Origin of the sequence: Streptomyces gilvosporeus (assembly GCF_002082195.1) — a bacterium.
GTDB classification, from domain to species: domain Bacteria; phylum Actinomycetota; class Actinomycetes; order Streptomycetales; family Streptomycetaceae; genus Streptomyces; species Streptomyces gilvosporeus.
Map to the genome: position 1 here is coordinate 3,179,612 of NZ_CP020569.1, position 24,921 is coordinate 3,204,532.

The window sequence follows — 24,921 nt, forward strand, 5'->3', positions numbered from 1 at the left end:
TCCCGCGGCCGCGCAACGGATCGCCGGGCTCGATGCGCCATCCGCCCCATCCAGCGGGCAGGCAGGTTCCCCGGACCGCGTCATCACGATGAGCGATGTGCCGGCGAAGGCGCAGGCCAGACGTCCCTTGGGTTTCGTCGCCGGAGGTCATACGGCGGCTCGTGGCGCTCGGTTGACGCCTGCGGGCGGCCGTACGCCCCTGTCCGGGACCCGTACGGACGTCGGCGCCCGCCCGACGCGACGGCGCGCGGCGGCCGAGGGGGTGCCTCGGGCCGCCGCGCGCCGGGTGTGGTCCGTCCGCCGGGGCGGGTGTCAGATGTGGCCGACGCCCGCGCCCGCCTCCGCATTCGCGCCGCGCTTGGTGAACAGCGCCACGACGGCCGCGACGACCGCCACACCGCAGGCGACCGTGAAGGCCACCCCCATGCCGGAGACGAAGGTGTCGTGCGCGACGGAGGTGATCTTCTCCGCGATCATCGGCGGCGCGCCCTTGGGCACCGGCGCATAGCCCGTGGACACCGCATCCGACAGCTGGGACGCCTGCGCCGGCGGGACCGGAGGCAGGCCGGCCTGCTGCCAGTTGCCCGGCAGGTCGTCGTCGACCCGGGAGGCCATCACCGCGCCGAGCACGGCCGTACCGAGGCTGCCGCCGACCTGCATCGCGGCCTGCTGGAGACCGCCCGCGACACCGGAGAGCTCCAGCGGGGCGTTGCCGACGATGACCTCGGTGGCGCCGACCATGACGGGCGCCAGGCCCAGGCCGAGCAGCGCGAACCAGACGGACATCGGGCCGGTGCCGGTGGCGGTGTCCAGGCCGGACATGCCGTACATCGCGACGGCGGTGAGGACCATGCCGCCCACCAGCGGGATCCGCGGGCCGAACTTGGTGATCAGGGCGCCGGCGAGCGGCGAGCCGACGATCATCATGCCGGTGAGCGGCAGAAGGTGCAGACCGCTGTCGACGGGGGTCATGCCGTGCACGTTCTGGAGGTAGAACGTCACGAAGAACAGGCCGCCCATGAAGGCGAAGGCCATCAGCACCATCAGGGCCGTACCCGCGCTCAGCGGCACCGAGCGGAACATCCGCAGCGGGATCAGCGGTTCGCGGACGCGGGTCTCCACGACGGCGAAGAGCGCGAAGAGGACCACGGAGCCGATCAGGAAGCCCCAGGTCTTCATGTCGCCCCAGCCCCAGTCGGTGGCCTTGATCAGTGGCCAGATGAGGCAGAACATCGCGCCGGAGAGCAGGGCGATGCCGGGGAGGTCGAAGGAGCGGGGGGCGTTCTGCGCGCGGTGGTCCTTGAGGATCACCAGGCCCAGCACCAGCGCCAGGATGCCCACGGGGACGTTGATGAAGAACACCGACTGCCAGTTGACGTGCTCGACCAGCAGGCCGCCGACGATGGGGCCGCCGGCCGTGGAGGCACCGATGACCATGCCCCAGATACCGATGGCCATGTTGAGCTTCTCGGCGGGGAAGGTCGCGCGCAGCAGTCCGAGCGCGGCGGGCATCAGCAGCGCCCCGAAGAGGCCCTGCACCACGCGGAAGGCGATGACGAAGACGACCTCGTGGGAGAAGCCGATGGCACCGGAGGCGGCGGCGAAGCCGAGGACGCCGATCAGGAAGGTCTGGCGGTGGCCGAAGCGGTCGCCCAGCTTGCCCGCCGTGATCAGCGCGACGGCCAGGGCGAGCATGTAGCCGTTGGTTATCCACTGGACGTCGGCGAGCGACGCGTCCAGGTCCTTCTTGATGGCCGGGTTGGCGATGGCCACGATGGTGCCGTCCAGGGCCACCATCATGACGCCGATGGCCACGGAGAAGAGGGTCAGCCACGGATGGCCTCGCAGCCCCTTGGGGGGCTCCGGTACGGAACGTTCCGGTGCGACGTCGGCAACCGGGGTCTGAGAACTCATACGGTGAGGCTAATGTCAGTGGCTGACAGTTGACAAAGCAAATCATCAGTCGGTAACTGTCATTTAGCTCACAGGTATTCTGAGCAGCGAGAACACCATGGAGAGGCGGCGCAGGATGGCGAACCCGACGCCGCAGGCGGCACCCCCGGGCGGTCTGCGTGAGCGCAAGAAGCAGCGCACCCGCGATGCCCTGATCCGTGCGGCACTGGAGCTGTTCACGGAGCAGGGGTACGAGGCGACGACGATCGATGAGATCGCGGAGGCGGTGAACGTCTCCCAGCGCACCTACTTCCGGTACTTCGCCAACAAGGAGGACGTCGCCTTCGCCGTCCAGGAGATGGTGGAGGCGCGGTTCCTCCAGGAGCTGCGCGAACGGCCCGCGGACGAGGCCCCGTTGACCGCGCTGCGCAGCGCGGTGATGACCGCCTGGGACGAGATCGGCAGCGCGATCGAGTCGATGGTCCCGGTGGAGCTGCACATGCGCGCCTACCGGATGATCGAGTCGACGCCCGCGCTGGTCGCCGCGCATCTGCGCCGCTCCTCCGATCTGGAGGAGCAGATAGCTCAACTCATCGCCGGGCGCGAGGGACTGGACGTGGACGCCGATCCGCGGCCCCGGGTGGTCGTCGCGGCGTTCTGCGGGGTGATGCGGGTGGCCGGGAAGGTCTGGGGCGAGGGGCAGGAGTGCAGCGTGGCGTCGATCCGCCGGCTGACCCAGTCCTATCTGGATCACATCGGCCCGGCCATCGCCGACACCTGGCGGGCCCGGTGAGGGACGGGCGCGGGACGCGGTGACCTTTTTCACCATGTGACGGCGTACGGCACCCCTTGGGGGATCGCTCCAGGCCAGGATGTGTGCAGGTCCGCGCGCCAAGCGCCGCGGTCGCCGACCCGTTGTCCGGTTTGGTGGAAATACCCGGCGCGAAACGTGATATGGCTCACGGCCGCAGAAGGGACCCTCTCCGGTCTTTTAGGGTGGCTCGCGGTGACTTCCTTCCCGGGCCTGAGCCCCTCCTTCGGTTTCTTGCAGTCCACCGCCTGGCGCGCGGCACTTGCCCTGGTGGTGGTGTTCGTGATGCTTGCGCTGACCGGCTGGACGGCCATCAGAGACACCAACGAGGACGCCAACCCCCTGGCCACCGCCAGATCGGCCTGGAAGCACGCCACCTTCCACGGGCGCCCGCTGCCCGACCCGAAGGCCGCCCCGGCCACCGTGCGGGCCTTCTTCGCCTCCCTGGACCGCACCGAGCAGAAGCAGCTGGCGTCCCGGTTCCCGCTGGTCGTCGGCAACATGGGCGGCGCCCCGGTCGAGCTGCGCTACCGCGCCAACCGGATGGCGATCGACCAGGCCCGCGTCATCGAGAAACGCCGCATGGGCGACAGCCGGCTCACCCCCGTCGGCCGTCAGACGGCGGGCCAGCTGATGCACCGCCTCGAGTCGATGATGAGCCCGGGCCGCCAGATCCTGGCCTTCGACCCCGCCGGCGACGGGCGGGCGGCCGAGGTCTTCGGCAATCTCGCGACGGCCCGCCGGGTCTCCGTCGTGGTGCCCGGCGTGGACACCAACCTGTCGACGTTCGAGCGCACCGCGAAGGCGAACACCGCGCCGGTCGGCATGGCGCACTCCCTGTACCAGGCCGAGCGCTCGGCGCGCCCGGGCGCCCGTACGGCCGTGATCGCCTGGGCCGACTACACCACGCCCGCCGGACTGGGCGTCGAGGCGGCCACCGGGCAGCTCGCCGAGGCCGGCGCGGTCCGGCTGCGCGCGCTCACCGAAGCGCTGCCGTCGACCACACCCGTCTCGCTGTTCTGCCACAGCTACGGCTCCGTGGTGTGCGGTGTCGCCGCGCGCAACCTGCCGTCCAACGTCGAGGACATCGCGGTGGCCGGCAGCCCCGGCATGCGCGCCGACAACCTCGCCGGGCTGGACACGCACGCCCGGGTCTGGGCGATGCGGGACGCCGACGACTGGATCCAGGACGTGCCGTACCTGGAGGTCGGCGGGCTCGGCCACGGTGCCGACCCGGTCGATCCGGCCTTCGGGTCCCGGATCCTGTCCGCACAGGGCGCCCAGGGGCACGCGGGCTACTTCGCACCCGGCACCCGCAGCCTGCGCAACTTCGCGCTCGTCGGGGTCGGCGCGCTCGGCTCGGTGGACTGCGCGACGTCCGACCCGCACTGCAGCGCCTGATCTCAGGGCCCCGGAGGCCGCGATTCCGGGGTCGCGGGGCCCGTGACGCGCGTAGCGCAACGTGTCGGAAGGGCGACGCGCAGGCAACCACCCGCATACGATGAGCCGCATGGGTGATGTGCTGGCCGGTTTTCACGCCGTCTGGGAGTTCGACACGGACTCCGTGCTCATCCGCTTCGAACGGGGGATCCGCAGGCCGAGGCTGTTCCAGGCGCTCGGCGAGCGACGCATTCCGTACGAGGCGCTGAGGGCGATCGAGCTGACCGAGGGCAGACGCGGCACGGTGGTGCTGCGTGCCGTGCCCCGGCAGGGCGCCGATCCCCTGATGGAGGCGGCCGACGGACAACTCAAGGAGGAGGCCGACCCCTACCGGCTGGTGCTGCCGGCCGAGCGCGAGACGCTCGCCGAGTACTACGCCGAAGAGCTGCGCACCGCGCTCGGGCCCGAGGCGAAGGAGCCCGCCGACCGCCATCTCGTGGCCGCGCCGGAGCCTCCGCTGCACTTCAAGGCGTACGACGGCAAGGCGTCCTTCGACGGGAGCTCGGTCGCTTTCCGCTGGTTCTGGACGGGTGCGTCGTCGGCGAAGTGGAAGAGCGGCGACCAGAGCTTCTCCGTCGGTGAACTGGCCGGGATCGAATGGCGTTCGCCGGAGATCTTCAACGGCCATCTGCGGCTGCTGGAGCGCGGGGCGCCCGAATCCGGGCCCGGCGCGGCCGATCAGGATCCGGCCGCGGTGGTCTTCGGGCTGGGATACGGGCTGGTCCATGAGTCGTTGCCGTTCGCGGCCTCGGTGCTCCAGGCGGTACGGGCCGCGGAGCCCGCGGCGGACACCCGCGAGCGCGAGCGGGTGGGCCGGGCCGGGGACGCCCGCCGGGACCCGGCCGATATCGCGGACCGGATACGGCATCTCGGCGAGCTGCATGACGCGGGGCTGCTGACGGACGACGAGTTCAGCGCGAAGAAGGCCGAGCTGCTGGCGGAGCTTTAGAGGGCTGTGCGCCAGTGCGGGGCCGGTGGGGTCGGTAGGCCCCCGTGGGGTCGGCGGGGAGTCATACCGTGGTACGGCTCGAAAGCCCGAACCGTGGTATGACGCCCGGCCGGGAACGGCCCGCTTACATTGATTTTGCGATGTTCAAGCGATCACTCACCCCAGAACGCGAGCCGGCCCGCGGCGCCGGGCACGAATCGGCCCGCGGCCGGGCGCTGCGCGCCGCGCGGCAGGCGCTGCACGTCCTCGCCGTCGAGCTCGGCACCCCGACCGACCCCGGCACCCCCCTGTTCGGCACCGTCCAGAACCGCTGGCTGCGCCGGCTTCCCTATCTCATCGCCTTCGCCTTCACCGTGACCCTGCTGCCGACGGGCATCAGCGTCCTCAGCCACGACTACGGGATGAACGACGGCCTGGCGGGCGCCCTGGCCACCGCGCAGAGCGTGCCGCTGCTGCTCGCGGTGACGCGGCCGCTCCAGGCCTGGTGGGTGATCTTCGCGGCGGACGTCCTGGGCGCCATCGCCCTGACCGGCGCCGACGGCGCGGTGGGGCGTCCCTGGCCCTGGCCGCCCACGGTGATCGTCGGGTATCTCGTGCTGATGCTCGCGCTGGCGCTGCGGGAGCGCAATCGCACCCTGGTCGCCGTCTGGCTGGCCACCGGAGCGGCCGGAATACTCTTCGGGCCGCTCGCCCCGGAGCGCAGCATCAGCACCTGGGTCCTGCTCTTCGTCCTCTCCGGCGTGATGCTGACCCTGGGTGCCGCGCTACGGGAACGGGGCCGTGCCCAGCGGAAGTTGAGGGAACAGGAGACCATCAGCGAGGCCGAGCGCGCCCACCGGACGCTGCTGGAGGAGCGCACCCGTATCGCCCGCGAGCTGCACGATGTCGTCGCCCACCACATGTCCGTGATCACCGTCCAGGCCGCCAGCGCCCCCTACCGCATCGAGGGGATGCCCGAGGCGGCCCAGGAGGAGTTCGGGGCGATCGCCGCGACCGCCCGGGAGTCGCTGGCGGAGATGCGCCGGCTGCTGGGAGTGCTGCGCAGCGAGGAGACCGAGCGGCACCACGACCCGGAAAAGGCTCCTCAGCCCGGGATCGAGCAGCTGCCGAAGCTGGTCGAGGGGACCGTACGGGCCGGTGTGCCGGTCGAGTTGACGCTGCCCGAGGAGCCGGTGGTACCGGAGCCGGCGGTGGACCTGTCGGCGTACCGCATCGTGCAGGAGGCGCTGGCCAATGTGGTGCGGCATGCCCCCGGCGCACGGACCCGGGTGTCGGTGACGGCCACGGCGGACGGCTCACGGCTGACCGTACTTGTCGTCAACTCCGCCCCGCCCGCCCCGTCCGCACCGCTGGAGCCCGGTGGCACCGGGCACGGTCTGATCGGGATGCGGGAGCGGGTGCGGCTGGTGGACGGCTCGTTGGACACCGGGCCGTTGCCCGACGGCGGCTTCCGGGTCGCGGCCCGGCTTCCGCTGACGGGGGCCGTGGTCCCGGCGACGGCGGGCGCGCCCGGCTCCGCGCCACCCGATTCCGCGTCTCCGGATTCCGGGTCTGCCGATTCCGCGTCTCCCGGGTCGCCGTCCGTGCGCCCCGACCCGCCCCTCTCACCGAAGGATTCGGACTCCGCATGACCACTCGGGTGATCATCGTCGACGACCAGGCCATGGTGCGCGCGGGATTCGCCGCGCTGCTCGCCGCGCAGAGCGATATCGATGTGGTGGGTGATGCGCCGGACGGAGTGCAGGGAGTGGAGCTGAGCCGCCGGGTGCACCCGGACGTGGTGCTGATGGATGTGCGGATGCCGGAGATGGACGGGCTGGAGGCGGCCCGCCGGCTGCTCGATCCGCCCCCTGGCGTCACCCACCGCCCGAAGGTGCTGATGCTGACCACCTTCGATGTCGACGACTACGTCTATGACGCGCTGCGCGCGGGCGCGTCCGGATTTCTGCTGAAGGACGCGCCGCCGGCCGATCTGATCTCCGCCGTCCGCGTCGTGGCGGCCGGTGAGGCGCTGCTCGCACCCTCGGTGACCCGCCGGCTGATCGCCGACTTCGCCCGTCGGCGGCCGGCGCCCCGCAAGAGCCGCGCCGGGCTCCAGCTCAACGGCCTCACCCCGCGCGAGACGGAGGTCCTGGAGCTGATCGCCCGCGGCCTGTCCAACCAGGAGATCGCCGAAGCGCTGGTCCTGGCCGAACAGACCGTGAAAACCCATATCGGCCGCGTCCTGGCCAAGTTGGACCTGCGGGACCGCGCCCAGGCCGTGATCTTCGCGTATGAGTCGGGGCTGGTCGCGCCCGGCGACCGGTGACGGCCGGGTCCGGGGCCCGCCGGGAGGTGTGGCCGGGCCGGAGAGGCGTGGCCGGACCCGCCGGGAGGTGTGGCTCGCCCCAGTGGAGGGCTGCCCGGTGAACGGGGGACAACCCCAGTAAGGGGGTGTGGCCTGCCCTTACGTCCCGAGGACGACCGGGCCCGGTGCCTCATACCCCGGTATCACCCGGGAGTTGGCTCCCTGGTGTGACGCCGCGTCATACGTCCGCTCCGTACGTTTCCCTCCGCCGCACCACCGGAAGAGGGAGACACCGCCATGCCCGTGCCGCGCACCGCCACGCCCGTGCCGCGCACCGCCATGTCCGTACTGCGCACCGCCGCGCTCCGCAGCAGGCGCACGCTGATCGCCGCCGGGCTGGCGGTGGCGGTCGTCGCCGGGACCGGCGGCTGGGCGGCCGGTTCGGCGCAGACCGCCGTGACCGGTCCCGCGCCGGGTGCCGCCGCCTGGCGGGCCGATCACTCCCTGGGACGGCCGCTGCCGGATCCGGCGACCGCGGCGCCCGCCTCCGTCGCCCGCTTCTTCGCCTCGCTGACCGACGCCCAGCGGCATACGCTCGCGGCCCGGCACCCGCTCACCGTGGGAAACCTCGACGGCGCGCCCGTAGCCCTGCGGTATGAGGCCAACTCCGTTGCCCTGAAGGCGGAACGGACCCGGCAGCTGGCCCTGGCGGCCGATCCGGCCGGCACCCCCGAGGACCACCGGCAGGCCCGCAAGGCCGCCGACCGCTGCGCCGAGCTGCTCGCGCCCGGCCGCCATATCCTCGCCTTCGACCCGCGCGGCCGGGGCCAAGTGGCCGAGGTCCACGGGGAGATCACCACCGCCGAGCGCATCGCCGTGGTCGTGCCCGGTTCGGACATCGATCTGGGCTCGTTCGACCGCGCCCAGGACCCGTACGGCACGCCGACCGGTATGGCCACGGCGCTGCGCCGGCAGATGGCGGCCACCGCGCCCGGGACCCGTAGCGCGGTGATCGCCTGGGCCGGTTACACCACGCCGGTCGGTCTCGGGCCGGACGCCGCCACCGGGCGGCTGGCCGAGGCCGGGGCGCCGCGACTGGCCCGTCTTCTGTCCGGACTCGCGGCCACCGGCGCACCGTCCCCCGCCGTCTTCTGCCACAGCTACGGCTCGGTGGTCTGCGGGCTGGCCGCACCGACGACCCGCCGCGGCGAGATCGCCGATCTGGTCGTCTTCGCGTCGCCCGGGATACGGCGGGAGAGCGTGGCGGAGCTGCACACGTCGGCACGGGTGTGGGCGGCGCGGGACGCATCCGACTGGATCGGCGACATCCCGAACGTGGAACTCCTGGGCCTGGGCCATGGCGAGGACCCCACCGACCCCGCCTTCGGCGCCCGCCGGGTCCCCGCCGAACGGGCCGAGGGCCACACCGGCTATCTCGCCCCCGGTACGGACTCCCTCCGCAACTTCGCCGCGATCGCGCTGGGCCGCTACGGCGAGGTGCGCTGAACCCGGCGTCGGCGCCCCCGGAGCCCCACCCCTCCCCTGTCTCCTACGAGGACCAAGGACGTCATATGGCCACCGTCGCTCCTCTCTTACCGACCGGCTATCACGGCCCCAGCGGCCGAACAGGCCGTGTCCGTCGCGCATCCCGCACCGCCCGCACCGCGCTCCACACCACGATCCGCTCCATAGAGGACCGGACCCCCGCCCACCGCGACCGGGCCATCGACGGCCTGCGCGCGCTCGCGCTGCTCTCCGTACCCACCGGGCACTGGCTGATCTGCGGCTTCACCCGGGACACAAACGGCGCGCTGCACAACGCCAGCCTGCTGACCGCCCTCCGCGGGCTGGCGCCCGCCACGTGGGTGCTGCAACTGCTCGGCATCTTCTTCCTCGTCGGGGGCCATGCCTCGGTGCTGTCGTACCGGCGCGCCACCGGGCGGGGCGTGTCGACGGCCCGGTGGCTGGGCGGGCGGCTGGCCCGGCTGGGACGGCCGGTGATCGGGGTGACGGCGGTATGGGCCGCGCTGCTGCCCTCGCTCCACGGGCTGGGCGTGCCGATCGCCACGCTGCGGACGGCGGCGACGCTGGTCATCCAGCCCTTGTGGTTCGTCGGTGTGTACGCGGCGGTGACGGCGCTGACGCCGTGCTGCGTCCGTGCCGCGCGGCGGCTGGGCGCGTGGTCCGCGGCACCGCTGCTGGTGTCCGTGGCCGTCGTCGACCTGCTGCGCTACGGACCGTACGCCGCGGCCGTGCCCGGTTGGCTGGGCCTGCTGAATCTGCTGCCCGGCTGGCTGTTCGCCTACCAACTCGGGGTCTGCTGGGGCGAGAAGAGACTGGAGCGGCGTGCGGCGTGGGTGCTCCTGGCGGGCGGTGCCGCCCTGTTCGCACTGCTCCTGCTGGCGTTCGGCTATCCGGCGAGCATGGTCGGCGTACCCGGCCAGGACCGTACGAACTCCCATCCGCCGTCGCTGCTGGTCCTGGCCCTGGCGGCGGCGCAGTCGGGGGCCGCCGTCCTGCTGCGCGACCGGCTGGCGCGGCTGTTGCGGCGGCCCGCCCTCTGGGCGCCCGTCGTCGTCATCAACCTCTGCGCGATGACGATCCTGTGCTGGCACCAGACGGCGATGCTCGCCTCGGCCGTACCGGCGGCGTGCTTCCCGGGTGCCGTCCCGGGCCTCACCGCCGTCCCCGATACGCCGGGCTGGCTCCTGGCGCGGCTGGCCTGGACAGCGCTCTTCGCCGTCACCCTCGTCCTCCTCGCGCGCCTCACCCGCCGCTTCGAGGCCCCCTGGACCGGCGCGTCCGCCGTCCGCCGGACCGCGGCCGCGCTGCTGGCCGCGGGGTTCGCGGTCTTCGCGCTGGGCCTCGCGTAGGGCTCAGGACCGCTCGGCCCCCTGCCGGGCGTCGGCATAGATATTGATCTTGTAGTCGAGAACCAGCAGCGTGCTCTGCAACTCGGTTATCCGCTCCAGGACGTCCTCCCGGTGGGCGGTCAGCAGCTGCTCACGTTCGGCGAAGGTGGCGTCGCCCTCACGGACGAGCTCGGCGTAGCGGACCATGTCCGCGACCGGCATTCCGGTCAGCCGGAGCTTGCTCACCAGGTGCAGCCAGTCCAGATCGCGGTTGGTGAAGCGGCGCTGGCCGGTGTGGGTGCGGTCCACGTGCGGCATCAGCCCGATGCGTTCGTACCAGCGCAGGGTGTGGGCGCTGAGGCCGGTGTGCTCGGCCACCTCGCCGATCGTGTACCGGTCGCGGCCGGTCGGGCGGGGATGCGGCGGCGTGGGGGCGCAGCCGCTCGGCTGGGACAGGAGCTGCGGTTCGTCCTGCGAGCCCCGTTCGTCCTGCGTGACCGGCGTCACCGTCGTGATCGTCATGCATCCACCCCCATGTGCCCGTGTGCCCGTCGGCGACTCCGCCGCTCTCAACAGCCCCAACGCTCAAGGCTTCGAGCGCACTCCCGGCAAGCGCGGATCCCGATCATTCTTGACCGGAATTTGAGGTGGCGGGGGCACCCCGTAGGCTCGGGCCATGCAGAGCCTGCGGATGATCGAGAACTGGCCGGTGCCCACCGCTGCGGCCGCTGTCGTACGGGCCGACGGCACGGTGGCCGGCGCCCATGGGCCGTTGGAGCAACGCTTCCCGCTGGCGTCCGTGACCAAGCCGATCGCCGCGTACGCCGCGCTGCTGGCCGTCGAGGAGGGCGCGGTCGAGCTGGACGAGCCGGCCGGGCCCGAGGGATCGACGGTCCGTCATCTGCTGGCGCACACCTCGGGGCTGGCCTTCGACGAGCAGCGGACGATGGCGGAACCGGGCACGCGGCGGCTGTACTCCAACACCGGCTTCGAGGCGCTGGGCGACCACATCGCCAAGGCGACCGACATCCCCTTCGCCGACTATGTCCGCGAGGCGGTGCTCGAACCGCTGGCCATGCACGCGACCGAGGTGGCCGGTTCGCCCGCCAAGGACGGCGTCTCCACGGTCGGCGACCTGATCCGTTTCGCGGCCGAGCTCCAGGCGCCGCGGCTGCTGGCGCCGCAGACGCTGGCCGAGGCGACCTCGGTGGCCTTCCCCGGGCTCAGCGGTGTGCTGCCGGGCTACGGGCACCAGAAGCCCAACGACTGGGGGCTGGGCTTCGAGATCCGGGACGGGAAGTCGCCGCACTGGACGGGGTCCGCGTCCTCGCCCCGCACGTTCGGGCACTTCGGGCAGTCCGGGACGTTCCTGTGGGTGGACCCGGAGGCGGGCACGGCCTGTATCGCGCTGACCGACCGGGCCTTCGGCCCGTGGGCCGTCGAGGTCTGGCCGCTGCTGACCGACGCGGTGCTGGCCGAACTCGGCTGAACCGGGCCGCGCACCCGCCTACCCGTAAACCCGCTCCGGCTCCGCCCCCATCACCCACATCAGGCATTCCGCCGCGTCCGGGGCCAGCAGTTCCAGCCCCCGGCCGTCGGTGATCCGGGCCGCGTCGCCGGGCCCGAGGCTCTCCTCGCCGAGCCGTACGGTGCCCCGTACGACATGGACGTAGGCCCGCGCGGCATCCGGGACAACGGCGCGTTCCCCGGGGGCGAGGCGGCGCACGTGCAGGGTGGCGCCGGCCTGTGGGAGGGCGTACGGGGTGCCGTCGGCGATGGCGCGGACCACCTCGTAGGACGGTTCGCCGCCGAAGGAGTCGGGGGCCAGCCACATCTGGACGAAGCGCAGCGGTACCGCGGAGTCGTTGCGCTCGATGTGCCGCACGCCACCGGCGGAGCCGAGCCGCTGGAGGTCGCCGGGCCGTACGGTGGTCTCGTGGCCGGCCGAATCGCGGTGGGTCAGCTCGCCCTCGATCACCCAGGTCACGATCTCCGTGTCGCGGTGCGGATGCTCGTCGAAACCTGCGCCGGGTGCGAGCCGCTCCTCGTTGCAGGCGATCAGCGCGCCGAAGCGGAGGTTGTCCGGGTCGAAATGCGGCCCGAAGGAGAACGCGTGGAACGTCCTGATACCGGCATCCGGGTCGCCGCCCCGATAGCGTTCATCGCCTCTGTGCACCTTGATCATGGCGCCACCGTAGCCCCGCCGCGTCCGCTCCCCATCCCGATAGGGCAGGCTTGTCCCCGTGTCTGAACCCGCATCGCGCGACGCGCACCCGCACTCCGCCACCCTCCGCCGCCTGGAGCAGTCGTCCGGCAAACTGGCGGCCGCGGCCATCGCCCGCATGGATGCCACGCTGCCGTGGTACCGCGCGATGCCTCCGGAGAACCGTTCCTGGATCGGCCTGGTGGCGCAGGCCGGTATCGCCGCGTTCACCGAGTGGTTCCGGCACCCGGAGACCCCGCAGGCGATCAGCACCGACGTCTTCGGTACGGCGCCGCGCGAGCTGACCCGGGCGATCACGCTGCGGCAGACCGTGGAGATGGTCCGCACCACGATCGAGGTCATGGAGGCCGCGATCGACGAGGTCGCGGCCCCGGGCGACGAGTCCGTGCTGCGCGAGGCGCTGCTGGTCTACGCGCGGGAGATCGCCTTCGCCACCGCCCAGGTCTATGCGCAGGCCGCCGAGGCGCGCGGTGCGTGGGACGCCCGGCTGGAGTCGCTGGTGGTCAATGCGGTGCTGTCCGGTGAGGCGGACGAGGGGGCCGTGTCGCGGGCCGCCGCCCTGGGTTGGAACTCCCCCGAGCATGTGTGTGTGGTGCTCGGGACGGCGCCCGACGGGGACAGCGAACTGACGGTGGAGGCGATCCGGCGGGCGGCGCGGCACGCCAAGCTCCAGGTGCTGACGGGGGTGCTGGGGACGCGTCTGGTGGTGATCGCGGGCGGTTCCGACAACCCGCTCAAGGCGGCGAAGGCGCTGATCGGGCCGTATGCGGCGGGCCCCGTGGTGGCCGGTCCGGTGGTCTCCGATCTGCTGGCGGCGACCCGTTCCGCGCAGGCGGCGGCCGCCGGGCTGCGGGCGTGCGCGGCCTGGCCGGACGCCCCGCGGCCGGTGCTCGCCGACGATCTGCTGCCCGAGCGCGCGATGGCCTCCGACCCGGTGGCGCGGGAGCAGCTGGTGGAGGAGATCTACAGACCGTTGGAGGAAGCGGGCTCGGCTCTTCTGGAGACGCTGAGCGTGTATCTGGAGCAGGCGAGCAGTCTGGAGGGTGCGGCGCGGATGTTGTTCGTCCACCCCAACACCGTGCGCTATCGGCTGCGACGTGTGACAGACGTCACCGGATGGTCACCTTCCGATGTGCGCTCGGCGTTCACCCTCCGTATCGCGTTGATTCTGGGGCGTCTGGCTGACGGTGAGGCACAACCCTAGACTTTTGTCCGACACCAACAATTCCCCCGATGGTTCTTCGTCCCTGTCCCCACGGGCGGGCGGGACCTCCCGCAAGAGAGAGTGTGAGGGTGCTCGTACTCGTCGCTCCCGGCCAAGGCGCTCAGACGCCCGGCTTCCTGACCCCCTGGCTCGACCTTCCCGGTGTCGAGGACCGGCTCCGTGAGTGGTCCTCCGCCATCGATCTGGATCTGATCCACTACGGCACAAAGGCGGATGCGGACGAGATCCGCGACACCGCGGTGGCGCAGCCGCTGCTGGTGGCCTCCGCTCTGGTCTCCGCCCGGCAGCTGTGCGCGACCGGCGAGGACGTCTCCCGCCTGGCCGGCGCCGTCGCCGGGCACAGCGTGGGCGAGCTGGCCGCGGCCGCGCTGGCGGGAACGCTGACCGACGCGGCGGCGATGGACCTGGTGCGTCGCCGCGGGCTGGCGATGGCCGAGGCCGCCGCCGTCACCGAGACGGGCATGGCGGCCCTTCTGGGCGGCGAGGAGTCCGTCGTCCTGCCGCATCTGGAGCAGCTGGGCCTGACCCCGGCGAACGTGAACGGCGCCGGTCAGATCGTCGCCGCGGGCACCGCCGAACAACTGGCCGCGCTGGCCGAGAACAAGCCGGAGGGCACCCGCCGGGTCGTGCCGCTGAAGGTCGCCGGTGCGTTCCATACTCACCACATGTCGCCCGCCGTGTCGGCCCTGGAGGCCGCGGTCACCGAGCTGCCGGCCGCCGATCCGCACACGCCGTTCGTCTCCAACCGCGACGGCCAGGTCGTCGCCTCCGGCCAGGAGTTGGTGCAGCGACTGGTGGGCCAGGTGGCCAACCCGGTGCGCTGGGACCGCTGCATGGAGACCTTCAAGGAGCTCGGGGTGACCGCGATCATCGAGGCGGCTCCGGGCGGCACCCTGGTGGGTCTGGCCAAGCGCGCGCTGCCCGGTGTGGCGACCCTCGCGCTCAAGACCCCGGAGGACCTCGACGCGGCCCGTGCGCTGATCGCTGAACATGTTTCTCCCGCAGCCGACGTCTCGGCCGAATAAGGAGACCGAAGAGCATGACCTCGAAGATCAAGCCTGCCAAGGGCGCCCCGTACGCGCGGATCATGGGTGTCGGCGGCTACCGCCCGACCCGTGTCGTGCCCAACGAGGAGATCCTCAAGCACATCGACTCGTCGGACGAATGGATCCGTTCGCGCTCGGGCATCGCCACCCGCCACTGGGCGGGCCCGGACGAGACCGTCGCGATGATGTCGGTGGAGGCCGCCGGCAAGGCGATCGCCGACGCGGGCCTGGCGCCGGAGCAGGTCGGTGCCGTCATCGTCTCGACCGTCTCGCACTTCAAGCAGACCCCGGCGATCGCGACCGAGATCGCGCACCGCATCGGCGCGGGCAAGCCGGCCGCCTTCGACATCTCGGCGGGCTGTGCGGGCTTCGGCTACGGACTGACCCTGGCCAAGGGCATGGTGACCGACGGCTCCGCGGAGTACGTCCTGGTCATCGGCGTCGAGCGGCTCTCGGACCTGACCGATCTGGAGGACCGCGCGACGGCCTTCCTCTTCGGTGACGGCGCGGGTGCGGTCGTCGTCGGCCCCGGCAAGGAGCCCGCGATCGGCCCGACCGTATGGGGTTCGGAGGGCGACAAGTCCGAGACCATCAAGCAGACCCTCGCCTGGGACGTGTACCGGCCCACTCCGGTCCCCGGTGGCGAGGGGCCCCAGGGGCGTCCCGCTCCCGAGGCGATCCGGTACCCCGCCATCACCCAGGAGGGCCAGGCGGTCTTCCGGTGGGCGGTGTTCGAGATGGCGAAGGTCGCCCAGCAGGCGCTGGATGCGGCCGGAGTCAGCCCGGACGACCTGGACGTCTTCATTCCGCACCAGGCCAATATGCGGATCATCGATTCGATGGTGAAGACCCTGAAACTGCCGGAGAGCGTGACGGTCGCCCGCGATGTGGAGACCACCGGCAACACCTCGGCCGCCTCGATTCCGCTCGCCATGGAGCGGCTGTTGGCGACCGGGCAGGCCAAGAGCGGGGACACCGCGCTGGTCATCGGCTTCGGGGCGGGTCTCGTCTACGCCGCGACGGTCGTTACCCTCCCCTAGGCAAGAGTGCACAGCGCAGTACGAGAACGTCCTTTCCGGTCGCGTACGGACCGTTGTGCAGGGCTTCACCGCTTGACCGTAAATATCGCAGTACAACGCAGCAACCGCAGTGAACCGCAGGAAACTTGCGGTTTCCCCTAAAGACCGAAGGAGCGCCACCATGGCCGCCACCCAGGAAGAGATCGTCAAGGGTCTCGCCGACATCGTGAACGAGATCGCCGGGATTCCCGTTGAGGACGTCCAGCTGGACAAGTCCTTCACCGATGACCTGGATGTCGACTCGCTGTCCATGGTCGAGGTCGTCGTCGCCGCCGAAGAGCGCTTCGACGTGAAGATCCCGGACGACGACGTCAAGAACCTCAAGACGGTCGGCGACGCGACCAAGTACATCCTCGAGCACCAGAGCTGATCCAGCTCGTCCGGAGCTGACCGGCTCGTTCGGCAGCCGACCCGGCTCCGGCGCATGTCGCCACCTGGCGGTGGCGCCGTCGATTCAGACCCCTCTACCCGTGGAGTAAGAATTCCCGTGAACGCGACCAATCGCACCGTGGTCGTCACCGGTATCGGCGCAACCACACCGCTGGGTGGCGACAGCGCTTCGACCTGGGAGGCCCTGCTCGCCGGACGCTCCGGTGTCAGCACCCTCGAACAGGAGTGGGCTGCCGACCTGCCCGTCCGCATCGCCGGGCAGATCGCCGTGGAGCCCACCGAGATCCTGCCGCGCCCGCAGGCCCGCAAGCTGGACCGCTCGGCGCAGTTCGCGCTGGTGGCGGCCCAGGAGGCATGGAAGGACGCGGGCTTCACCGCCAAGGCGGGCGAGGACACGGCGATCAACCCCGACCGTCTGGGCGCCGTCATCGCCTCCGGCATCGGCGGGGTGACGACCCTGCTCGACCAGTACGACGTGCTCAAGGAGAAGGGCGTCCGCCGCGTCTCCCCGCACACCGTGCCGATGCTGATGCCGAACTCGCCGTCGGCCAACGTCGGCATCGAGTTCAATGCCCGCGCCGGTGTCCACACGCCGGTCTCGGCGTGCGCATCGGGCGCCGAGGCCATCGGCTACGCCATCGAGATGATCCGCTCGGGCCGCGCCGACGTCGTCGTCGCGGGCGGCACGGAGGCGGCCATCCACCCGCTGCCGATCGTCGCGTTCGGCAACATGATGGCGATGTCCAAGAACAACGACGACCCGCAGGGCGCCTCCCGCCCCTGGGACGTCAACCGCAACGGCTTCGTGCTCGGCGAGGGCGCGGGCGTGATCGTCCTGGAGTCCGAGGAGCACGCCAGGGCCCGCGGCGCCACGATCTACGTGGAGGCCGTCGGCCAGGGCATCTCCTCCGACGCCCACCACATCACGCAGCCCGAGCCGTCCGGCAACGGCATCGCGGCGGCGCTCCAGAACCTGCTCGACAACACCGACCTCCGGCCCGCCGAGATCGTGCACGTCAACGCGCACGCGACCTCGACGCCGACGGGTGACGTCGGCGAGCTCAGGGCGCTGCGCAAGGCCTTCGGTGACGACCTCGACCACATGGCGGTCACCAGCACGAAGTCGATGACCGGTCACCTCCTGGGCGGCGCCGGCGGTGTCGAGACGGTGGCCACGGTCCTCGCGCTGAAGAACCGTGTCGCCCCGCCGACGATCAACATCGAGACCCTCGACCCGGAGGCCGATGCGGACATCGTCCGCGGCGAGGCCCGCCCGCTGCCGGCCGAGGGCCGCATCGCGGCGCTGAACGACTCGTTCGGCTTCGGCGGCCACAACGTCGTGCTCGCCTTCCGCACGGTCTGAGATTCGCTTCGGCCGACGCACAAGGGCCCGCCCGGTACACCTACCGGGCGGGCCCTTCGTTGTTCGCGCCGGCCAACGACCGGCGCACGCTCAGTCCTCGAAGCTGGCGAAGTGGGCCGCGGCGCCGTCCTCGTGGCCGTGGCCCTGCTCCTCGGCCCGGCGGAAGCGCTCGGCGGCCGCCTCCGCCAGATCCGCCCGGACTCCGGACCGGCGGGCGGCCTCGGTGATCAGCCGGATGTCCTTGCGGGCGGCGGAGACGGTGAAGCTCGCCGGATAGTCGCCGGCCAGGATCAGCTCGGACTTCATCCGCAGATACGGCAGGTCCAGCGCTCCGCCGGCGACCGCGGCGAGGAACTCGCGCGGGTCCACGCCCAGCCCCTTGGCCAGCCCCAGCGTCTCCCCCGTGCCGGTGATGACGGTCATCACCCAGCTGTTGACGACCAGCTTGAGACGGCTCGCGGCCCCGCTCGCCCCGTCCTCCCCCACCCACTGGGTACGGCTGCCGACGATCTTGAAGACGTCCTCGGCGCGCTCCCGTACGTCCGGGGCGCCGGCCGCCAGGATCGTCAACTCGCCCTTTTCCGCGGGCGCTTTGGTGCCCAGTACGGGGGCGTCGACGAACCGCAGTCCGTGTTCGTCGGCGAAGCGGGCGAGCTCGGCGAGCGCCTCGTCGCCCACCGTGCTCATCTGGAGCCACACGGCGCCGGCGGGCAGTGCCGGGGCGGCCTGCCGCAGCGCGTCGAGGACGGCCGGGCCGTCGAGCAGCATCGTGAGGACCACATCGGCGCCGTCCACCGCCTGCGCGGGCGTGTCGGTGACGCGGACCCCGTCGGCGGAAAGCGGTTCGGCCCTGGCTCGGGTGCGGTTCCAGGCGCGGACGTCGAGTCCGGCGCGGGCGAGGTTGCGGGCCATGGCGGCGCCCATGATGCCGGTGCCGAGGACCGCGACTGAGAGGATGTCAGGCATGGGGTGAACGCTAGGTGCTGGAGTGCGCTCCAGGTCAAGACCGCACATGGCGGCGCGGGCCGGGCCCGTCGGTCCCGTCTTCAGACGACCTGGTGGAGCCAGCGGACCGGGGCGCCCTCGCCCGCGTACCGGAACGGCTCCAGTTCGTCGTCCCAGGGCTTGCCCAGCAGCTTGGCGACCTCGGCGGCCAGTTCCGTCTCGCCCCGCGCGGAGCGGGCGACCGCGGCGCGCAGGCGGTCCTCGGGGATGAGGATGTCGCCGTGGATGCCGGTGACGGCATGGAAGATGCCCAGGTCCGGGGTGGAGCTGTAGCGCTCGCCCTCGGCGGTGGCGCACGGCTCGGCGGTCACCTCGAAGCGCAGCAGATGCCAGCCGCGCAGCGCGGAGGCCAGCTTGGAGGCCGTACCGGCTTCGCCCTGCCAGGAGAACTCGGCTCTCCAGGTGCCCGGGGCCGCCGGCTGCCGGATCCAGTCGAGGTTGACGCGCACACCGAGGACGCCCGCCACGGCCCATTCGACATGTGGGCACAGAGCGCGCGGAGCGGAGTGGACGTACAGAACTCCACGTGTCGTCACCGGGACCTCCAGTGCGGTTCGAGGTTCGCCTTCCCCAGCGGCCTCGTGCCCGTTGCGGTTGCGGCCGGGACAGTCGACATTCTGCCCCAATGATCACTTCGGCACCAGCATGCGAGGTGACCTACAGTAAACACCATTAGCCGTAATTTGCCGCAAATGGGACAGGAAATGACGTGATGTAATTTATCTGTGCCGACTGCATGTGCCACTTTGCGTCACCGCCCGGCAGGCACGGGGCAAAGCTACCGCGCGGTGCCGGTCGGGGGGGTGACGTACCGTCGGTACCCGAAGAGATATCACTCGCACGCCGGAGGGGACAGGGGATGACGCGGATCGACCGGCCGTTTCGCCCTCGGCACCGGTTGCGCACCGGCCTCGCCTCGCGTGCCGCGGCCGTCGTCGGCGCCCTGACGCTCGCCCTCGCCGGATGCGGCTCCGGCGGCTCCGCCGACCCCCATCCCGGTCCGTCCAGCCACCGCCCCGCCGCCAAGGCGGGACCGGTCTGGCGCACCCACCCCGGCTCTCTCGCGGCGCTCGGCGATTCCATCACCGTCGGCTTCGACGCCTGCACGGTGCTCTCCGACTGCCCCGAGGTCTCCTGGGCCACCGGCACCAACCCCAAGGTCGACAGCCTGGCCCGGCGGCTCGTACGGAACCCGGCCGCCCACAGCTGGAACTACGCCCGCACCGGCGCCCTGATGAGCGAACTGCCCGACCAGATCGCGGCCGCCGCCCGCCGCCGGCCCGAGCTGGTCACGATCCTGATCGGCGCCAACGACGCCTGCCGCAGCGACGTCCGGGCGATGACGCCGACCAAGGTGTTCCGCGCCGACTTCGCCCGCGCGATGAAGCAGCTGCGGCGCGCCCTGCCGCATACCCAGGTGTATGTCGCCGCGGTGCCGGATCTGCGGCGGCTGTGGTCGGAGGGGCGCAAGAACACGCTGGGCAAGCAGGTGTGGAAGCTGGGGATCTGCGGGTCGATGCTCCGCGATCCGGACGATCTGACCTGGCCGGCGGAGCAGCGGCGCGAGACGGTACGCGGCCGGGTGATGGCCTACAACCGGGCGTTGGCGCGGGTGTGCCGCGAGGACGCGCTGTGCCGGTTCGACGGGTCGGTCTTCGACTACCGCTTCACGGACCGCCAGCTGAGCACATGGGACTGGTTCCACCCGGGCCTGCACGGCCAGCGCGAGCTGGCGGAGCTGGCGTTCCGGACCATCACCCGCGGCACCTCGCGCAGCTGACGGTCTGCCGGGCAGCGGAGGGGCCTCGGGGAAAACGGCTGGTCGGAGGGGGTCACCCCGGAGCCGACCAGCGGCTTCAGGCCCTCGAACCCCGATGTGCGGACCGGGAGATCCCTTAGGGGTACGGGGGCTCGGATTCATCCCGAATGGTGACGCGGAAGGGGTGAGGGAGGCCGGATCATGAAGCACGAAGGATCCAGCAACCGCCTTACCGGCTTCCGTACTGACCGACCGTTCGACCGACTCTCTGACGGGCTGTCCGACCGGCTGTCCGACCGACCGACTCATCACTGCCTCGGGAGATATTTCGTCATGGCCCGCCCCCGCGTTTTCCCCCTCGTTCTGTTCGGCGCCGCACTGGCGGTGGGCGGATCGCTGACCGCCTGCTCGGCGTTCGGCCCGACGCAACGGGCGCAGCGTACGTACACCGTGGACGACAAGATCACGGCCCTGACGGCGACGACGCACGGCGGGAACATCGAGATCGTGCCGATAGCGGCCGGCGGAAAGGTCAAGGTGACGGAGAAGTACGAGTACAACGACACCAAGCCGCACCCCGGGCACACGGTCAAGAACGGCCGGCTCACCCTCGAAGCCGCGGACTGCTCGGGCTCCGGGCAGCAGTGTTCGGTGGCCTATCGGGTGCTGCTGCCGCGCAAGGCATCGGTCGATCTGCACACCAGCGGCGGGGACATCACGGTGCGCGGCACCTCCGGTGCGATAGCGGCCGAGACCAGCGGCGGCGACGTCACGGTCGCGGACTCCACCGCGCGCACGGCGGAGGTGAAGACCAGCGGCGGGAACGTCGACATCACCATGGCCTCGGCGCCCGACAAGCTGTCCGGCCAGACCAGCGGGGGTGACGTCACCATCCGCCTGCCGAAGACCTCGTACTCGGTGGATGCCTCGACCAGCGGCGGCACCCGCAAGGTCTCGGTACCCACGGACGGCGGCTCGGCCCACAAGATCACGGCGCGGACGAGCGGCGGGGATGTGACGGTGGAGCCGGCGGCCTCCTGAGGCCGGGGCCAGGCGGGTGTGAGTCGGCGTCAGACGGCGGTGACCTCTGCGGTCAGGCGGCGGTCGGTGAGGCTGTGTGCGGCCTCGACGATGTAGTCGCCCTGGACACGCTGCCAGTGGCCGGTCTGTCCGCTCCCGTGCGCTGCGCCTGCGTCCGCTTCCGAGCCCTCGGAAGCGGAGCTCCAGATCTCGAAGGCGCGCGCCGGTAGCGGGATCTCGACCTCCACGCTCTCGCCGGGCCCGGCCTCGACGGCGGCGAACCCGGCGAGCCAGCGGGCCGGGCGCTCGACGGCGGCCGGGTCCTTGGGGGCGAGGTAGATCTGGACGATCTCACGGCCGGTGCGTCGCCCCGCGTTGCGGAGCCGGACCCGTACCGAATCGGGGGTGGTGTCGAGCGACTCGTACTCCCAGTCGGTGTAACCGAGTCCGTGTCCGAAGGCGTAGGCGGGTGCCGGGGCGGGGCTCCGGTGCCAGGCCCGGTAGCCGATGAACACCCCCTCCGCGTACTCCAGCCGCCCCTCCGTCGGGGTGACCCCGCTGACCGGCGCGTCCTCCAGGCGGGCCGGCCAGGTGGTGGGGAGGCGGCCGCCGGGTTCCCGGGCGCCGAGGAGGACATCGGCGAGCGCGCCGCCCGCTTCCTGGCCGGGGAACCAGGTCAGCAGCACGGCCGGGACCTGTTCGCGCCAGGGCAGTTCCACCGGGGAGCCGGCGTTGACGACCACGACGGTGCGCGGGTTGGCGGCGGCGACCCGGGTGACCAGCTCGTCCTGACGGCCGGGCAGCCTGAGGTCCGTACGGTCGAAGCCCTCCGACTCGACCTCGTTCGTCGTGGCGACGACGACGATCGCGACATCGGCCTCGGCCGCCACGCGCACCGCCTCGTCGAGCTCGGCGTCCGGATCGCGCTGCGGTTCGCGGTGGCCGAGGGTGAAGTTCAGGGCGGCCGTCTCACCGAGGCTGGTGCTGCGGGGGACGTAGCGCAGGGTCACCTCGGTCGGCTCGTGCGCCGTGAGCGGTACGGACAGCCGTCGTTCCACCGGATTCAAGAGGCCCTCGAACGGGTCGCTGCCGGCGGGTGCGCAGTACTCGTCGAAGACGACCGTGCCGCCGACCGTCAGGCGCAGGGCGCCGGTGCCGGAGACGGCGAAGGTGTGGCTGCCGGTGGTCTGCGGGGTGAAGGTGCCGGTGAGTTCGACGGCGTGCAGGTGATGCGGGGTGACGCCCTCGGGGAGGCTGCCGATGGCATGCATCATGCCGTCGAACTGCGGAGTTTCCGCGAGGAGCCGACCGTCTTCGGCGAGATAGCGGGCGCGGAGCGTAAAGCCGTCGCGCGCCTGCGGGATACGGATACGGGGATCGGCGCCGAGGGCGAAGGTGACCTCGGTCTCGGCGGGCAGCGCAGCGCGCAGGCCCTCCAGCGGGGAGACGATCCGGGCCGGGAAGACGGTCGCGGATCCGCCGCCGAGGACACGGGCGTCGCGGGCGACCGCCCCGATGACGGCGACCTTACGGAGTGCGGTGGGGTCGAGGGGGAGGATGCCGGGGCGCCCACCGCGGCCCTCCGGGCGGGCGGGCGCGGCGGTCGGTGCGTCGTCCGCGGGACGTGTGGCCGCCTCCTGCGTCGGCTCGTTGCGGAGGAGGACGAAGGCGCGGCAGGCGAGGTCGCGGGCCAGGGCCGGGCCGTCGATTCCTCCGGGGACCTCGTCGGGAGCGACGGCGGCCGGGGCGCCCCGCAGGCAGCCGGTGCGGGCGGCCAGCCGCAGCACGCGACGGACCGCGTCGTCCACCTCCGCCTCGGACACCTCGCCCGCGCGGACCGCCTCGGCGAGCGGAGCGCCGTAGACGGTACGGGGGCCGGGCATCGCCACGTCGAGGCCGCCGCGCAGCGCGCGCACCGTGTGGCGGGCGGCCGTCCAGTCGGAGACGTTGCAGCCGTCGAAGCCCCATGCGCCGCGCAGGACCTCGCGTACGAGGTGGCGGTGCTCGGTCATGGTGGAGCCGTTGACCTGGTTGTAGGCCGTCATGATGCCCCAGGGACGGGCGTGGCGGACGATGTGTTCGAAGGGCGCGAGGTAGAGCTCGTGCAGGGGGCGGGCGGCGATGCGGTTGTCGACGGTGAAGCGGTCGGTCTCGGCGTCGTTGCCGACGAAGTGTTTGACGGTGGTGCCGACGCCGCCCTCCTGGACGCCCCGTACGTACCCGGCGCCGATCGCCCCGGTGAGCAGCGGGTCCTCCGAGTAGCTCTCGAAGTGGCGGCCGCCGAGGGGCGAGCGGTGCAGATTGACGGTCGGCGCGAGGAGGACGTGGACGCCCTTGCGGCGGGCCTCCTGGGCGAGCAGGTGCCCGGCCCGGCGGGCCAGTTCGGGGTCCCAGGTGGCGGCCAGCGCGGTGGGGCTGGGCAGGGCGACGGAGGGGTCCGCGGCGCTCCAGTGGCGGCCCCGTACGCCGATCGGGCCGTCCGACATCACCAGCGACTTCAGGCCGATCTCCGGTACGGCGGGCAGCGTCCACATGTCCTGGCCGGAGAGCAGCCGCGTCTTGGTGTCGAGGTCGAGCGCGGCGAGGGCCCGGTCCACGGCCCGTTCCCGTTCCCGGTCCCGGTCCCGGTCCCCCGCATGCTCCGCCTGCCGCCCCGGTGACGCTTCCGACGACAGCACCGCCGCCTGCTCCGATGCGTGCTCCGGTGCCGCGGTGCGGTCGAACGGGTCGGTCATGCGGCTCTCCCTGAGTGGATAGAACGACGAGGCCCTGTCGGCGTATGCCCGGCGAACCCCTCTCCGAGACATCTGGCCGAATCCTTACCCTTCCCTACCTTCTTCGCCGGGCAAACGGTAGGTGACGTATCCATTCCGTTATCTCGATGCACTGTCACATAAGCGCTTACCTAGGAGAGTTACCCTCTGCCGATGACTGCACAAGATCACGGCGCGCGACGGAGCGGCGGGCGGCACGCGCAGCGCGCGGAGCGGCGGGCGGCGATCCTGGAGGCGGCCCTGGAGCTCATCGCCGAGCGCGGCTATCGCCGTACCTCGCTCGCCGCGGTGGCCGAGCGTGCCGGGCTCAGTCAGCAGGGGCTGCTGCACCACTTCCCCACCAAAGAACATCTGCTGGTCGCCGTCCTGGAGGCGCGCGACCGCTGGGATCTGGCCAGTTCGGCCGCGGCGGGCCCCGGCAGTCTGGGCACCGACACGCTCGCCCAGCTGGTCGACTACAACGCCAGCCGTCCCGGCATCGTCCAGACGTACACGGTGCTGTCCGCCGACAGCGTCACCGAGGACCACCCCGCCCGCGTCTTCTTCGAGTCCCGCTTCCGTGCCGTACGGGAGGCGATGGCGGTGGCGCTGCGCGCGGAGTTCGGCGACTCGCTGCCCGGTGGCCTGACGCCGGAGCGGGCGGCGCCGCTGCTGGTCGCCGTCATGGACGGGTTGCAGTTGCAGTGGCTGCTGGATCCCGAACAGGTGGACATGCCCGCGGCGTTCCGGGATTTCGTGGCGTTGCTCGCCCCCGCCACCGGGCGGCGGGGCGAGGACTGACGGGCGGACGGCCCCCTGCGCAGA

The 24,921-nt window shown here is 71.9% G+C and carries 22 protein-coding genes; 16 read left to right on the plus strand and 6 right to left on the minus strand.

Features of this window, described 5'->3' with window-relative positions; all coding sequences use genetic code 11:
* Positions 1-312: 312 nt before the first annotated feature.
* A complete protein-coding gene (locus tag B1H19_RS14045) occupies positions 313-1,914 on the minus strand; it encodes an MFS transporter (protein WP_083105077.1) in 1,602 nt (533 codons plus the stop codon).
* A 115-nt stretch (positions 1,915-2,029) separates the two neighbouring features.
* On the opposite strand from B1H19_RS14045, the gene B1H19_RS14050 reads away from it, so the two are divergent.
* From B1H19_RS14050 to B1H19_RS14080, 7 genes are all read left to right on the plus strand, one after another.
* On the plus strand, positions 2,030-2,686 hold the full coding sequence (locus B1H19_RS14050; RefSeq protein WP_083105078.1) for a TetR/AcrR family transcriptional regulator: 657 nt from the start codon (positions 2,030-2,032) through the stop codon (positions 2,684-2,686).
* Between the two features lie 213 nt (positions 2,687-2,899).
* Positions 2,900-4,105: an alpha/beta hydrolase gene (locus B1H19_RS14055; RefSeq protein WP_083105079.1), complete on the plus strand. Its 1,206-nt coding sequence runs from the start codon at positions 2,900-2,902 to the stop codon at positions 4,103-4,105.
* A gap of 109 nt (positions 4,106-4,214) precedes the next feature.
* The gene (locus B1H19_RS14060; protein WP_083105080.1) at positions 4,215-5,093 is read left to right on the plus strand and encodes a DUF4429 domain-containing protein; all 879 of its coding nucleotides are present in this window, start codon (positions 4,215-4,217) and stop codon (positions 5,091-5,093) included.
* Between the two features lie 140 nt (positions 5,094-5,233).
* The gene (locus B1H19_RS14065; RefSeq protein WP_083105081.1) at positions 5,234-6,724 is read left to right on the plus strand and encodes a sensor histidine kinase; all 1,491 of its coding nucleotides are present in this window, start codon (positions 5,234-5,236) and stop codon (positions 6,722-6,724) included.
* Entirely contained in the window at positions 6,721-7,401 is a 681-nt protein-coding gene (locus B1H19_RS14070; RefSeq protein ID WP_083105082.1) for a response regulator, read from the plus strand. The genes B1H19_RS14065 and B1H19_RS14070 overlap by 4 nt, the downstream gene beginning before the upstream one ends.
* A gap of 318 nt (positions 7,402-7,719) precedes the next feature.
* Positions 7,720-8,886, plus strand: coding sequence for an alpha/beta hydrolase (locus B1H19_RS14075; protein WP_083109625.1), 1,167 nt, complete (start codon positions 7,720-7,722; stop codon positions 8,884-8,886).
* Positions 8,887-8,951: 65 nt separating this feature from the next.
* Positions 8,952-10,253: an acyltransferase gene (locus tag B1H19_RS14080; RefSeq protein ID WP_237289291.1), complete on the plus strand. Its 1,302-nt coding sequence runs from the start codon at positions 8,952-8,954 to the stop codon at positions 10,251-10,253.
* A 3-nt stretch (positions 10,254-10,256) separates the two neighbouring features.
* Here B1H19_RS14080 and B1H19_RS14085 read toward each other — a convergent pair whose 3' ends face one another.
* Positions 10,257-10,754, minus strand: coding sequence for a MerR family transcriptional regulator (locus B1H19_RS14085; protein WP_083105083.1), 498 nt, complete (start codon positions 10,752-10,754; stop codon positions 10,257-10,259).
* 154 nt (positions 10,755-10,908) lie between these two features.
* Here B1H19_RS14085 and B1H19_RS14090 point away from each other — a divergent pair, with 154 nt between their 5' ends.
* Positions 10,909-11,721: a serine hydrolase domain-containing protein gene (locus B1H19_RS14090; RefSeq protein WP_083105084.1), complete on the plus strand. Its 813-nt coding sequence runs from the start codon at positions 10,909-10,911 to the stop codon at positions 11,719-11,721.
* 18 nt (positions 11,722-11,739) lie between these two features.
* On the opposite strand, the gene B1H19_RS14095 is transcribed toward B1H19_RS14090, so the two are convergent.
* The gene (locus B1H19_RS14095; protein ID WP_107425982.1) at positions 11,740-12,417 is read right to left on the minus strand and encodes a pirin family protein; all 678 of its coding nucleotides are present in this window, start codon (positions 12,415-12,417) and stop codon (positions 11,740-11,742) included.
* 58 nt (positions 12,418-12,475) lie between these two features.
* On the opposite strand from B1H19_RS14095, the gene B1H19_RS14100 reads away from it, so the two are divergent.
* The 5 genes from B1H19_RS14100 to fabF all read left to right on the plus strand — a co-directional run bounded on the left by B1H19_RS14100 (position 12,476) and on the right by fabF (position 17,559).
* A complete protein-coding gene (locus B1H19_RS14100; RefSeq protein ID WP_083105085.1) occupies positions 12,476-13,660 on the plus strand; it encodes a PucR family transcriptional regulator in 1,185 nt (394 codons plus the stop codon).
* A gap of 89 nt (positions 13,661-13,749) precedes the next feature.
* The gene (locus B1H19_RS14105) at positions 13,750-14,706 is read left to right on the plus strand and encodes an ACP S-malonyltransferase (RefSeq protein ID WP_203237153.1); all 957 of its coding nucleotides are present in this window, start codon (positions 13,750-13,752) and stop codon (positions 14,704-14,706) included.
* A 14-nt stretch (positions 14,707-14,720) separates the two neighbouring features.
* Positions 14,721-15,767, plus strand: coding sequence for a ketoacyl-ACP synthase III (locus B1H19_RS14110; RefSeq protein ID WP_083105087.1), 1,047 nt, complete (start codon positions 14,721-14,723; stop codon positions 15,765-15,767).
* A 160-nt stretch (positions 15,768-15,927) separates the two neighbouring features.
* Positions 15,928-16,176, plus strand: a complete 249-nt coding sequence (locus B1H19_RS14115; RefSeq protein ID WP_083105088.1) for an acyl carrier protein — start codon at positions 15,928-15,930, stop codon at positions 16,174-16,176.
* 117 nt (positions 16,177-16,293) lie between these two features.
* The gene (fabF, locus tag B1H19_RS14120; protein WP_083105089.1) at positions 16,294-17,559 is read left to right on the plus strand and encodes a beta-ketoacyl-ACP synthase II; all 1,266 of its coding nucleotides are present in this window, start codon (positions 16,294-16,296) and stop codon (positions 17,557-17,559) included.
* Positions 17,560-17,649: 90 nt separating this feature from the next.
* On the opposite strand, the gene B1H19_RS14125 is transcribed toward fabF, so the two are convergent.
* Both B1H19_RS14125 and B1H19_RS14130 read right to left on the minus strand, forming a co-directional pair.
* On the minus strand, positions 17,650-18,525 hold the full coding sequence (locus B1H19_RS14125; protein ID WP_083105090.1) for an NAD(P)-dependent oxidoreductase: 876 nt from the start codon (positions 18,523-18,525) through the stop codon (positions 17,650-17,652).
* An 80-nt stretch (positions 18,526-18,605) separates the two neighbouring features.
* Entirely contained in the window at positions 18,606-19,100 is a 495-nt protein-coding gene (locus tag B1H19_RS14130) for a DUF3145 domain-containing protein (protein ID WP_030068422.1), read from the minus strand.
* 323 nt (positions 19,101-19,423) lie between these two features.
* Here B1H19_RS14130 and B1H19_RS14135 point away from each other — a divergent pair, with 323 nt between their 5' ends.
* Together B1H19_RS14135 and B1H19_RS14140 are read left to right on the plus strand one after the other, a co-directional pair.
* On the plus strand, positions 19,424-20,344 hold the full coding sequence (locus B1H19_RS14135; RefSeq protein WP_083105091.1) for an SGNH/GDSL hydrolase family protein: 921 nt from the start codon (positions 19,424-19,426) through the stop codon (positions 20,342-20,344).
* Positions 20,345-20,656: 312 nt separating this feature from the next.
* Positions 20,657-21,364 carry a DUF4097 family beta strand repeat-containing protein gene (locus tag B1H19_RS14140; RefSeq protein ID WP_083105092.1) on the plus strand — a complete coding sequence of 236 codons (708 nt, stop codon included), beginning with the start codon at positions 20,657-20,659 and terminating at the stop codon, positions 21,362-21,364.
* Positions 21,365-21,393: 29 nt separating this feature from the next.
* Here the strand turns inward: B1H19_RS14140 and B1H19_RS14145 are convergent, their stop codons facing one another.
* Complete coding sequence (locus B1H19_RS14145; RefSeq protein WP_083105093.1) at positions 21,394-24,078, minus strand: glycoside hydrolase family 3 protein; 2,685 nt, start codon at positions 24,076-24,078, stop codon at positions 21,394-21,396.
* 192 nt (positions 24,079-24,270) lie between these two features.
* On the opposite strand from B1H19_RS14145, the gene B1H19_RS14150 reads away from it, so the two are divergent.
* Complete coding sequence (locus B1H19_RS14150; protein WP_083105094.1) at positions 24,271-24,897, plus strand: TetR/AcrR family transcriptional regulator; 627 nt, start codon at positions 24,271-24,273, stop codon at positions 24,895-24,897.
* Positions 24,898-24,921 lie beyond the last annotated feature (24 nt).